10 protein-coding genes are annotated in these 13,060 nt (G+C 42.9%); 2 read left to right on the top strand and 8 right to left on the bottom strand.

The features are described 5' to 3' along the window. Positions 1–38 precede the first annotated feature (38 nt). Positions 39–1,073, top strand: coding sequence for an alpha/beta fold hydrolase (locus A1232T_RS06440; RefSeq protein ID WP_077448641.1), 1,035 nt, complete (start codon positions 39–41; stop codon positions 1,071–1,073). A 30-nt stretch (positions 1,074–1,103) separates the two neighbouring features. Here A1232T_RS06440 and argJ read toward each other — a convergent pair whose 3' ends face one another. The 7 genes from argJ to cysS form a co-directional block, all read right to left on the bottom strand. Then, a complete protein-coding gene (gene argJ / locus A1232T_RS06435) occupies positions 1,104–2,345 on the bottom strand; it encodes a bifunctional glutamate N-acetyltransferase/amino-acid acetyltransferase ArgJ (RefSeq protein WP_077448640.1) in 1,242 nt (413 codons plus the stop codon). A 75-nt stretch (positions 2,346–2,420) separates the two neighbouring features. Continuing rightward, positions 2,421–3,236 carry an exodeoxyribonuclease III gene (gene xthA / locus A1232T_RS06430; protein ID WP_077448639.1) on the bottom strand — a complete coding sequence of 272 codons (816 nt, stop codon included), beginning with the start codon at positions 3,234–3,236 and terminating at the stop codon, positions 2,421–2,423. A 112-nt stretch (positions 3,237–3,348) separates the two neighbouring features. Then, complete coding sequence (pdxH, locus tag A1232T_RS06425) at positions 3,349–3,993, bottom strand: pyridoxamine 5'-phosphate oxidase (RefSeq protein ID WP_077448638.1); 645 nt, start codon at positions 3,991–3,993, stop codon at positions 3,349–3,351. A 125-nt stretch (positions 3,994–4,118) separates the two neighbouring features. Beyond that, entirely contained in the window at positions 4,119–5,474 is a 1,356-nt protein-coding gene (gene glmM / locus A1232T_RS06420) for a phosphoglucosamine mutase (protein WP_077448637.1), read from the bottom strand. 176 nt (positions 5,475–5,650) lie between these two features. After that, on the bottom strand, positions 5,651–7,123 hold the full coding sequence (guaB, locus tag A1232T_RS06415) for an IMP dehydrogenase (protein ID WP_077448636.1): 1,473 nt from the start codon (positions 7,121–7,123) through the stop codon (positions 5,651–5,653). Positions 7,124–7,308: 185 nt separating this feature from the next. Then, positions 7,309–9,261 (bottom strand): mechanosensitive ion channel family protein, encoded by a 1,953-nt coding sequence (locus A1232T_RS06410; RefSeq protein WP_077448635.1) that lies wholly within the window; start codon positions 9,259–9,261, stop codon positions 7,309–7,311. A 106-nt stretch (positions 9,262–9,367) separates the two neighbouring features. Next, on the bottom strand, positions 9,368–10,807 hold the full coding sequence (cysS, locus tag A1232T_RS06405) for a cysteine--tRNA ligase (RefSeq protein WP_425272063.1): 1,440 nt from the start codon (positions 10,805–10,807) through the stop codon (positions 9,368–9,370). Positions 10,808–11,064: 257 nt separating this feature from the next. Between cysS and A1232T_RS06400 the strand changes: the two genes are divergently transcribed. Next, on the top strand, positions 11,065–11,661 hold the full coding sequence (locus A1232T_RS06400; RefSeq protein WP_077448633.1) for a cob(I)yrinic acid a,c-diamide adenosyltransferase: 597 nt from the start codon (positions 11,065–11,067) through the stop codon (positions 11,659–11,661). Positions 11,662–11,809: 148 nt separating this feature from the next. Here the strand turns inward: A1232T_RS06400 and A1232T_RS06395 are convergent, their stop codons facing one another. Beyond that, complete coding sequence (locus A1232T_RS06395) at positions 11,810–12,802, bottom strand: hypothetical protein (protein WP_077448632.1); 993 nt, start codon at positions 12,800–12,802, stop codon at positions 11,810–11,812. Between the last annotated feature and the right edge of the window lie 258 nt (positions 12,803–13,060).

Below are 13,060 nucleotides of genomic sequence, written 5' to 3'. Positions count from 1 at the left end.
TCTCATTGAGTAATCAATTAAGAAGACTAGGTTCTTTTATGCCCCAAACAACTCCAGATTATCAGTACAAGATTAAAAGCAAACCCTCAAAGTATGCGCATTTTATGCAAGCCTACAAAATCAGAACCCCAAAATATAAGTTCTATTTAGAGCGTGGTGGTCATGAGGGCGATCCTATTATCTTGTTAATTATGGGGCTTGGCGCTCAGTCTTTGGTATGGTCAAATCTATTTTGCCAACACCTTATTAGCTCGGGGTATCAAGTTATTCGTTTTGACAATCGAGACATAGGCAAGTCCAGTAAGCTTAAGCACAAAAACAAACTCACCAAAGAATATAAATCGGTCTCTAAAAAGCTGGCTTTATTATCACGATTTAAGCTTGGTTTACCCATTCGTATTGAAGAAGAAAGTATCCCTTATACCCTCTATGATATGACAGAAGATGTGCATCAACTGTTAAATGCCTTACAAATTGAGAAGTGTTATGTGATTGGGATGTCCATGGGCGGTATGATTGCTCAAATTTTAGCCGCTGAGTATCCAAATAGAATTGAAAAGCTTGGCTTATTGGCCACCAGCAATAACAAACCTTTTTTACCGCCGCCCAAGCTTGATGCCCTTAGAGCTTTAACTAAGCCTGTTGCACAAACTAAAGATGCCACTGAAGTTATTGAAAACAACCTAAACTTACAGCGAGTGATTGCCTCGCCTGACTTTTTTGATGAAAAGCGAGCATTAAAAAAAACCAAACTACTCTACAATCGTCGCTTTTACCCCAAAGGCGTAAGTCGGCAATTATTGGCCCTGTTGGCAACAGGCTCCTTAGTAGCTATAGATGAGAAAATTAAACAACCTACATTGATAGTGCATGGCTCAAAAGACCGATTACTGCCTCCTGCCCATGGTCATAGCTTAGCAAAAACTATTCCACACTCTGATTTTAAGCTAATACCCGGTCTGGGGCATGATATCCCAGATATCCTAGCTCGTTATTTGGCTGACTTATTTGCCGAGTACTTTAATGCAAAAAAGGCAGTCATCGATAACGATGAAACTGCCTTTAAAAACTAAACATTATATAAATTACGAAATATGCAGGGCTTAGCTGCGATAGTCGGCATTAATGCTGACATACTCATGTGACAGGTCACATGTGTAAACCGTATCTGTTGCCTCGCCCATACCTAAATCGATATTAATGATAATTTCAGGACGGCTCATAACCTCCTGGCCTTGTTCCTCGGTATAGCTTGGGTCTAACTGGCCTCGAGTACAAATGGCCACATCATCTAGTGTTACGCTCACTTGGTTGGCATCAAGATTTTGTGCTCCTGAGTAGCCTACCGCTGCAACAATACGACCCCAGTTTGGATCGCTGGCAAAGAAAGCGGTCTTAACCAAAGGAGAGTGAGCCACAGCGTAGGCCACATCACAGCAGTCCTCAACGGTCTGACCACCTGTAACTTTAACTGTGATGAACTTAGTTGCCCCTTCCCCATCTCTAACAATTAAAGTGGCTAAGCGGATAAAGACTTCTTTTAAAGCTTGATACAAGGCTTCATAGTGTGGATGCTGCTTAGAGTCAATTAAGTTTGCCTGCTCATCACCTGTGGCTACCAAAACACAGCAGTCGTTGGTTGAGGTATCCCCGTCAATGGTAATGCGGTTGAAAGACTGATTGGTTAACTCTAAAAGCATCTTTTGTAGTAGCGGCTGAGCAATAGGCGCATCTGTCGCCACATAGCCTAACATTGTCGCCATATTGGGACGAATCATGCCCGCCCCTTTTGAGATACCAGTGACTTTATAATTTGTATTGTCATCTACGGCAACACTGGTACTGGCAACCTTAGGAATGGTATCTGTGGTTCTAATCGCATTGGCGGCTGACAACCAGTTGTCCTCAGATAAATTAGCCAAGCAGTTATCCAGACCATTGATAATGGCTTCACTATTAATCACCTCACCAATGACACCCGTAGAAAAAGGCATTACCTGATTGACGTCTACTTCTACTTTTTTAGCCAAGGCTTCACAAGTTTGCAGTGCGCGGCGATAGCCATCATCTCCAGTAGCCGCGTTTGCATTCCCGGTATTAATCAGTAAATATCTTGCTGATTTATCCGTACCAGCAAGCTGCTGTAAATGCTCACGAACGACTAACACAGGGGCTGCGCAGCACTTATTGGTAGTGGTAACACAAGCAACAGTGGCCGTCTCGCTCAAACGAAACACAACCAAATCATCACGGTCTTTATAGCGCACGCCAGCAGCTGTGATGCCTACTTCAACGCCTTTAATGGCATGAATAATGTCTGGTGGTGCTATGTTTCCTACTGGCATAAAAGTCCCTTATTTGTTGGTTAAAAGCTGTCTATTCAGGCTTTTTGAAGTTGGTTTTTTTGCTTAGGCTATTTATTAGAATTTGAAAGAGGCCCAAATAGGTGCGTGATCTGATGGTTTCTCCATCGCTCTTAATTCGTAACTAATGCCGGCGTCAATACAGTTGTCTTTAATATCTTCGGTACACAAGATATGGTCAATTCTAAGACCGCGTTTAGGGTCATCGTTAAAGCCGCGACTGCGGTAATCAAACCAGCTAAACATCTCATTGCAGTCTGGTCTATGAATACGGTAAGTATCAAACAGATTGCGGCTCATTAACGCCGTGTACCACTCACGCTCTTCAGGCAAGAAAGAGGTTTTACCTTGGCTTAACCAGCGCTTGGCATTTTTTTCACCAATACCGATATCATTGTCTTCAGGGGCAATATTCATATCGCCCATGATAATCAAAGTACGCCCTTCTGCTTTTAGCGCATCAATATATACATTTAAGTCAGCATAGTAAGCACGCTTCATAGGAAACTTGGTTTCATGCTTACGGTTCTCCCCTTGTGGGAAATACCCATTTAATACATCTACCTCTTTGCCATCAAATACATAGCGGGCATGAATAAAACGCTTTTGTGCGTCTTCTGCTTCACCTGGAAAGCCTTTTTGCACGAAGATAGGTTTTTGCTTTGATACCAAAGCCACCCCATAATGTGCCTTCTGACCAAAGTACTCTACATGATATCCCAATGACTCTACGTCCTGTAGGGGAAACTGCTCATCATGTACTTTGGTTTCTTGTAGGCCCATCACATCTGGATCGATGATATCTCTGACGGCTTCTAATTGATGTTGGCGTGCTCTAATTCCATTAATATTAAAACTGACAAAACGGATCATAAACCTAAATATCCCAAGGTAAAAAGTGAGTTGCTAATCGTTTTTATACTATTGTTAGTTGGTACTGTTATTAGTCGGTGCTATTGTTATAAGTGACAGACTAGCTTAGCTATTATGGCAATAAGCGCTTGATATGCCACTTGTCACTATCAGCATCTTTGGTGTAGACAATTCTATCATGCAGTCTATTGGCTCTGCCTTGCCAAAACTCTATCTCAGTGGCTGTAATCTGATAGCCACCCCAAAAATCAGGTGTCGGCACACTGCCTTCTGGATATTGCTGCTTTAGCTCAGCAAATCTATCATCCATCGCTTGGCGGCTTTGTACAGGGCCACTTTGTGGTTGACTCACCCAAGCGCCTATCTGACTTTCATAGGGACGTTTTTGGAAATAAGCTTCTGTCTTCGCACGGTCGATCTTGGCGATAGTGCCACGTACTCTTACCTGGCGCTGCATGTCATGCCAAAAAAATAAACTTTCCGCATGAGGATTTTGGTCAATGTCTTGACCTTTATGACTTAGGTAATTGGTATAAAAAACAATCCCTTCATCATTAACCTCTCTTACCAAAACCGTTCTAACCGCTGGCATATTGTCTGAACCACAAGTGGCCAAACTAATGGCATAAGGCTCAGGAACCTTTTGGGCAATGGCTTCATTTAACCATAAGGTTAATAACTCGAAGGGACTGTCTAACAGCACCTCTTCATGAAGCTCGCCTTTTTCATAAGAAACTCTTTGATCACTAAAATCCATATTGACCCCGTTATCTCCCCTATTAACAATTTACCCAACCTTATTGGTATAAAGGCAATTTTGCTATATAGGGGAATTCATACTTTTAACAAAACTATCAACAATCCAAAAGCTGATGACTTAGCTTAACCCATAACCGCTTTAACTTTGGCAGCCAGCTCATTCGCTAATTTGTCACACTCTTCAATATTGTCTAGCTCAACCATGACACGAATAAGCGGTTCAGTACCTGACTTACGAATCAATATTCTGCCACGGCCTTCAATGCTTTTTGAGGCTTCATCAAAGGCTTGTGCTAACTCTGGGAAGTCATACGGATCTGCCATCTGCTCTAATCGCACATTCACAAGCGTCTGTGGCAATAGTTTAAAGCCTTTGGTCAATTGACTTAAGGTTTGTTTGGTCTGCGCCATGACGGCTAATACCTGAAGGCCTGCGATAATAGCATCACCGGTACGGCTCTTATCTAGGCACAAGATATGACCTGAAGGCTCGCCGCCTAAGATCCAGTTGTTGGCCTCTAACCCCTGCATTACGTATCTGTCGCCCACTTTGGCTCGTTCTAAAGCAATGCCTTCGGCTTCAAGTGCCAGCTGTAGACCCATGTTGCTCATTTGGGTACCCACAACGCCAGCAGCTTTAGTTTCAGATTTAGTGGCTAGAATATATAAAATACCATCTCCATCTACCAAGTCGCCGTTTTCATCTACCATGATGATACGGTCACCATCACCATCTAAAGCAATACCTACATCGGCTTTGTGCTCAACCACAGCTTGCTGAATGGCTTCTGGGTAAGTAGAGCCACATTTGTCATTGATGTTAATACCATCAGGTTTATTATGGATAGCAATAACTTCCGCCCCAAGCTCGCGTAACACACGAGGACCTACGCTATAGCCTGAGCCGTTGGCACAGTCAATAACGATGGTTAGGTTGGACAAGTCATATTGGTACGGAAAGCTGCCTTTACAAAATTCGATATAACGGCCTTTAGCGTCATTGATTCTAAAGTGCTTACCCAGTTGGGCGGGATTTTCTTGAGTGTAGTCAGCATGGCCTTCCACAATGCCATCTAGTTTTTTATTAATAGCATCTTGCATCTCATCGCTAAGCTTACGACCATCTGCAGCAAAGAACTTGATGCCGTTGTCATAATAAGGGTTGTGCGAAGCTGAGATCACCACACCTGCATCAGCATGGAAACTGCGGGTTAAATGAGCAATGGCTGGAGTTGGTAAAGGGCCAACCATATGCACATCAACACCTGCTGAGTTAAATCCTGCTTGTAGAGCGGCTTCGATAACATAGCCTGATAAACGCGTGTCTTTACCAATCACCACACTCGGCTTTTTCTTTGAAGAGCTGTGATGTTCTACTAAAACCTGACCGGTTACATAGCCTAGCTTTAAAACAAAATCTGGGGTAATTGGGAATTTTCCAAAAAGACCACGTATACCATCTGTACCGAAATAGCTCATATATACCTCAATTAAATAGTAATCAAATAAGTAACCGTTAAATCAATGATAATCAAATTTATTATGTCCTAATATACTACAAAAAAAAGACCAAAAGATATTGTCTTTTGGTCTTTTTGGCTGTCCACTAACAGGTTAACCAATAAAACAACTTCTATCGTATTAACGATTTCTCATTAGCCGATGCGATAGTTAGGTGCTTCTTTGGTAATTTGAACATCGTGCACATGCGACTCTTTCATACCTGCAGAAGTTACTTTGATAAACTCAGGCTTAGTACGCATCTCATCGATAGTAGCACAACCGGTGTAACCCATTGATGAGCGTAAACCGCCTACCATTTGGTTTACGATACCGCTAACAGGGCCTTTATAAGGAACGCGACCTTCGATACCTTCTGGTACTAATTTCTCAACACCATCTTTGGCATCTTGGAAGTAACGGTCTGATGAACCATTAGAGCCTGACATAGCGCCTAAGCTACCCATACCACGGTAAGCTTTGTAGTAGCGGCCTTGGAATAGTTCCACTTCACCTGGGGCCTCTTCAGTACCTGCTAGTAACGAGCCTACCATGATGCACGAAGCACCAGCGACAATGGCTTTAGCCATATCACCTGAGAAGCGAATACCGCCATCAGCGATTAATGGAATGCTATCTTTAAGTGCTGACGCCACATTATCAATGGCTGAAATCTGAGGCACACCCACACCAGCGATAATACGAGTAGTACAGATTGAACCTGGACCGATACCCACTTTTACCGCGTTAGCACCTGCGTCACGTAAAGCCAGCGCTGCATCACCAGTAGCAATGTTACCGCCGATAACTTGGATATGTGGGAAGTTCTTTTTCACCCAGCGTACTTTATCAATAACGCCTTGAGAATGACCGTGCGCTGTATCAACAACGATTACGTCTACTTCCGCTTCTGCTAGAGCTTCAACACGGGCTTGGGTGTCTGGACCTGTACCTACTGCTGCGCCCACACGTAAGCGACCTTGTGAGTCTTTACAAGCGTTAGGGTTGTTTTCTGCTTTGTTAAAGTCATTAACGGTGATCATACCTTTTAGACCAAAGTTATCATCTACCACCAACACTTTTTCAATGCGATGCTCATGAAGCAGCTTTTTAATATTTTCGTTGGTTTCGCCCTCTTTAACAGTGACAAGCTTATCTTGAGGCGTCATCACGTTACTAACAGGCTGGCTGTGATTGGTTTCAAAACGCACATCACGGTGAGTAACAATACCCACAACTTGACCACTACCTGACTCTACAACAGGCACACCAGAGATGTTATTTTCTTTAGTGATACGAAGCAGTTCACCCACAGTAATGTCTGGAGTTACAGTGATAGGATCTACCACAGTACCGGCTTCGAATTTTTTAACACGACGCACTTGCATCGCTTGGCGGTCAATGTCCATATTCTTATGTACAATACCCATACCACCAAGCTGAGCCATGGTGATTGCCATTTCTGATTCTGTTACGGTATCCATTGCGGCCGATATTAGAGGAAGATTTAAAGAAATCTCTTCAGTTAATCGCGTCGTCAGTGAAGCTGATTTAGGAAGCACATTTGAATATGCAGGTAGGAGTAAAACATCATCAAAAGTTAGGGCATCATCTACGATTCGCAACATACAGACCTCTTGGCTAGGGAAAATAAGCAACCTATTATAACAAAATTATTGGCTTTGTGAGCAGTTGAATTTAATGAGTTTTTTGTGTTAATACTCGGTATTAATTCGACCTTAAGTAATTGTTAATATTAAGTAGCATTTTACTTTCAATTATTTATACAAAATCTGATAACTCAAGGCGCAATCTATGATCTGGGCGCATAAGTAATACGGTCTGTCGGTAGATAGTCACGGTGCTCTTCATTTAAGTAATCCAGCATTTGCTTACGAATATCACACTCTAAATACCAAGCATTAAGTGGACCATCAGCGCTTACCTTGCCTCGAAGCGTAATACTGTCTTTATCAACGGCCGTGACCTTCATTTCAGGCTCCATCTCTTCATCCCAAAGCTCATGTGCCAAAGCCAGTTCAAAAAACTTTTTTTGTATGGCTTCAATATCCGCCCCATAATCGACATATAAATAGACCGCAGTAGATTGGTGGCCCGAGGTGTGAGACCAGTTTTCTAACACTTCGGTGACAAAATACTTCATCGGCACAATAAGCCTTCTATCATCCCAAGTTTTCAGAACCGCATAGGTATAACGTAAATCCTCTACTTCACACCAAATACCGTCGACAAATATGGTATCGCCTATTCTAATGGGCTGAGTAATTGCCACCTGAAATCCGGCGATAATATTACCTAATGTCGGCTGAGCTGCGATACCAATAATCGCCCCAGCGATACCTGCAGAGGTCAATAATGTGGTGCCTAAGCCTTCTAAATCTGTAAACTCGGCTAAGCCAATCCACATCCCCCCAAGCACCATGACAAAAATAAAAATACGTCTAAAAATTGAGACATAGGTCATGCGTATGCGCTGGGTATTGAACTCTTCTTCACTCAAAGAGTCAATGTGATAGTCCTGATAGCGGTTTGCAAAAAAGTTAATAATTCTAACCCCCAACCACAATCCGCTGACTACCAGACACAGCCAAATAAAGGCTCGGGTGGAGGTAGCAATGGCATCCACTCTCGGCAAACTGCCCGAAACCAAAGCAAACATCATAGAGAAGCTAAGAGTAACCGTTAAGGGCACCGTAATTTTGGTTAATAAATCCGTTAGCCCTTTACTTCGCAGCGATAATTGATCTGTCTTAGTCCGCTTAATAATGACATCAGAATAGAGAGATACCAATTTAGTGACGCCTATACTAATCAGGTAGCCTATCCCCATGGTGGCCAACATAAATAAAAATAGGGTCAATACTTCCCAAACACTCACGCCCCAAACTTTGGTGGTCATGGCTTTGGGTAAAAACCGCTCAAAATCCGCCGGCTTATGCATGTCATACAAGGCATTGATATTAGCCACAGATTGTGATGAAAACACCCAAACTGGGGCCTGCTCACCGACTCGAACTCGCTCAAGGTATAACGGAACACTTCTATTTTTGTAGTCAATGCTACCTAGCTTAATAGAGCGTCTTGGCACCCCATGAACAGGGCTGTCCGTACCCAGTGACGGCTCAATCAAGCCATCGGAGCGATCTGGAAGCTCATCGAAAGCGTAAAGCGATTTTTCGGTCATTAAGTAATCTAGCTTCTCAGCTAACTCTGCCGCCTCATTTTTTTGGTCAGCTTCAGGCAATAAATTTAAGTTTAAAGCATAGGCCGCTAAGGCAAAGTCCTTTTGCATACTGGCACTATTAAAGAACTCTAAAGTAGCCAGAGGTGTTTCAAGATTGGGCGGTGTGGATAATGCAGGAAGGCCGGAATTCAGCGTATTTAGGACATAATAGGCTTCATTGAACTCTCCGGTAAGCTCATTTTCAGCCAATAAAGGGCGGGTTGGATCCTCTTCTTCAGTCTCTGGATTATCTTGTTGAATCTGCTGAATAGCGTAATCAATGATGTTATCAGGCTCTTCATCACTCTGCTGCTCTTGTGTCTGTGCGGTTTCAGCAGAAGCTTTAGCTTGAGATAAAATGGGTGTAAAGGTCATAAACAACACGACCACAGCTAATTGGAGCGCCCTAACAAGACGGTTATTCCAATTAGTCATGATCGGAGTGACCATAGCATCGTCATCAGCATGAGAAGCTGATGACTTATGCTGAGCCACATTACCTTTGTACGGTAAGTTATTCATACACACTCCAAATATTTTGGTTGCCAATCCCTAGCATTTTGTGTGAAACAAAGACTCTACCCACCTAGTATGGACTTGTCATTTATGACCTTCTTTTAAAGTTAAACTAGATACGTCTCCAAGTTGTCCCTTGCTTACTGTCCTCAAGCTCAATGCTGTTTTGCTGCAGTAAATCACGGATCTCATCAGCACGAGCAAAGTCCTTATTGGCCTTAGCATCAATACGCTCTTGAATAAGGGCATCAATTTGCTCATCGCTCATCTGATCTTCACTTACTGCACCAATTTGAGCTTGTAAAAATTCGGTCGGGTTTACTTGACCAATATTTAAGGTAGCTGCCAGTGCTTTTAAAGTTGCCACAGCGGTTTGTAGTTTCGCGATGTCTTGTTCGCTTTGTGTCTCACGTGCCAGCTTATTAACTTCTTTTGCCAAGCTAAATAGAACACTAATGGCTTGTGGTGTATTAAAGTCATCATTCATGGCTTTGATAAAGTTAGCACTATAGCCACTAATTTCATTAACCACTTCGGTTGAAGCTTCTACCGACTCACCCGCTTGGCCGGCTAGTTTTTCATTCAAGACAGCTTCAGCCGCTTTTAACGCTTGATAAACACGCGTTAAACCTGAGTGCGCTTCTTTTAGGGCAGCGTCTGAGAAGTTCACCTGACTGCGATAATGGCTTGATAAAATGAAGAAACGAATGGTCTCAGGGTGGAACTTCTCCATCACTTCACGAATGGTAAAGAAGTTACCTAAAGACTTAGACATCTTTTCGCCATCAACGTTGATGAAACCCACATGCATCCAGTTATTGGCATAAGTACAGCCTGTTGCTGCTTCTGACTGGGCAATCTCGTTTTCATGGTGTGGGAACTGTAAGTCGTGACCGCCGCCATGAATATCAAAGCTGTTCCCTAAGCACTTGGTCGACATGGCAGAACATTCAATGTGCCAGCCTGGACGTCCACCACCCCAGTTAGAATCCCACTGCGGCTCACCTGGCTTAGCAGCTTTCCATAACACAAAGTCAAATGGGTTCTTTTTATCGGTATCGACATCGACACGTGATCCTGCTTGTAAATCATCTAGTTTACGCTTAGATAATTTGCCATAGCCTTCAAAGGTTTCAACGGCATAATAAACATCACCGTTAGCTGCAGCATACGCATGGTCTTTTTGTTCCAGGGTATCAATCATTTGCAGCATTTCATCAATGTGCTCTGTGGCGCGTGGCTCTGAGTTTGGATCCGCACAGCCTAAAGCCGCAGCATCTTCATGCATAGCTTTGATAAAACGTTCGGTTAAATCGCCAATTTTTTCGCCATTTTCATTAGCACGCGCAATGATTTTGTCATCGATATCGGTGATATTACGCACATAGTTCACGTCAAAACCTAAGTGACGCATCCAACGTGACACCACGTCAAAAGCAACCATGACACGAGCATGACCAATATGACAATAATCATAGACCGTCATACCACACACATACATACCTACCTTGCCCGCTTGTAGCGGTTCAAACTTACGTTTGTCGGTGGTCATTGAATCATAAATCTTCAACGTGGCCTGACTTTCGACCAGTTGTTTTGACAAGAATTCAGGAGTTTGTGTGATTTTGGCGGATACAGACATATTAAAACCTTATAATGAAAACTGATGAATTATGACATCAAGTATTATTCTTAGCGAGGCTCATATTACCTAAGCTTGGCAAAAATTGCTATATTTCATCGGCATAGGATATGATGCCAACTTAACTTTTTTACTAAAATGACCTTAACTTTACTGGAGCTCCCGTTATGGGCAATCGATTGACCAAAATTTACACCCGCACCGGAGATGATGGCACTACAGGCATGGCAGATGGTAGCCGTGTCAGTAAAGCAGATGCCCTCTTTGTCGTGATGGGCGATGTTGACGAATTAAATGCCCATATCGGCATGATTTTGGCACAGATAAACAGCCTAGCCGCTGAGCAGATAAAAAACTTTGATGCGATATCTGATAGCTTAAGCACCGTTCAACACTTATTATTTAATGTTGGCGGCGAGCTTGCCATGCCTGAGTACCAAGGCATTAGTGAGGTTCATATTGGCTGGCTAGAATCTGAAATTGATGCTTTTAACCAAGACCTGCCTGCCTTGAAAGACTTTATCTTACCTGCCGGCTCAACCTTAGTTAGCCAAGTTCATATTGCTCGTACTGTCTGTCGCCGCGCAGAGCGTCAAGCAGTTAACCTGCAGCTGGTCAATGACAAAGCCATTAGCGCCAACGCACTTAAGCTATTAAACCGTTTATCAGACTGGTTATTTGTCCTCTCAAGATATTGCGCTAAAGTTGAGGGCTCAAAAGAGGTGTTATGGAACAAAACCATACTGGACAAATTTAGCAGCTAAGCTTTCGGTTAATACAGACTTTAAATTAAAACTATTTACAAAAACCGCTTACAATAAAAAAGGTCCGACAAACTATGTTGGACCTTTTTTTTATCAAACCTAGAAGCTTTACTTACTTCAAGCTTTGTTAAACTTAGCTTTCTTAAACTTAGTAAGTACCGTCTTCTTCAATGATGACCATTTCGATACTGTCATCTTTAGGCGTGGTTAGATTCTTCGGAGCTTCAACTGGCTTAGCGGCTGTATTATTCGCCTCTTCAGCTGCAGGCTTACTTGGCTTTGGCGTTTCAGCAGGTTGCGGCTTAGCAGGCTCAGCGGGTTTAGCAGCTGGCTTTTGTTGAGCTTGCGTCTGTGCTTCAGCACTGCGGGCAGGCTGAGTTTGACGTACAGGCGCTTTTTGCTTTTGTTCAGGCTCTGGACGAACACGAGGCTGCGTAGGCTGTCTTGGCTCAGCAGGTAACGCTGGAGCTGGTCTTGGCTTATTGGTATCTGGAGCAGAACGGCGTGCATCAATAATAGCTTGGTACTGAGACTTAGAGATAATATCTGCCGCAGCCATTAAGATAGCAGGCTGACCCACAACTCGAGCAACAGACTGACCGCCTTGCATGCCCACAACATAATTAAAGTTATCGCTAACTAACATGTTGTTATTTAAGATAATACCTTCAGAACGTAACAAATCAGCTAGGCTACGGTCTTCAACTTGTGTGTACACACGGTTGGCACGACTCACGTCTTGGTTTGGTAAAGTTAAGCTTAGGCTCGCACTACAAGTAATCATACCTTGTGCATTGGCCCCTTGGATCTCTCTTGGATTAGCAACATCAACCAACACTGACCCTACCGCACTCTTAAGGTTGGTTAGACTTAATGTCTCGCCATTGCTTTCTGCATAACTATTAAATAGTCTTTGTGACTGAGACCCTAAGGTAGACTGCACAGTTTGTGTCAGCTGAGTTAAGGCGACTTGATCATCACATTGAACTACTGGATCAGTGGTGACTACTTCAACTTTGGCCTCATCTGATTTATCAGTAGACTCCTCTTTTTTGCTACAACCCACAGCGGTTAATCCGCATAGCAACATCACTCCTACCAAGCCGGCAGGACGAGAAACACGATCAAAACTTAACTTCATTATAACCTCTTTTAAGACCTGCTTTGGCTATCGCATGGCAATTGATATATTTAATAAAGAGCTTATAGGTCTTTGATGTAAGACAAGCGCCTTAACCCTACTAGCCAGTATTGTTGCGTATTATACGCCAAAGCATAAAAATTTGTTAATTCATATTTCAGTTATCCTATTTTAATGAAGCCTTATCACAATTTATATCTATACTTTGTAAAGCAGGCTGATTAACCCCCTATCAATTGGGCTAATTGAGTTAATTGG

Source organism: Psychrobacter pasteurii (assembly GCF_900162815.1).
GTDB lineage: Bacteria > Pseudomonadota > Gammaproteobacteria > Pseudomonadales > Moraxellaceae > Psychrobacter > Psychrobacter pasteurii.
The sequence above is the reverse complement of the archived record's forward strand: the minus strand, read 5'-3'. Positions and strand labels throughout refer to the sequence as shown.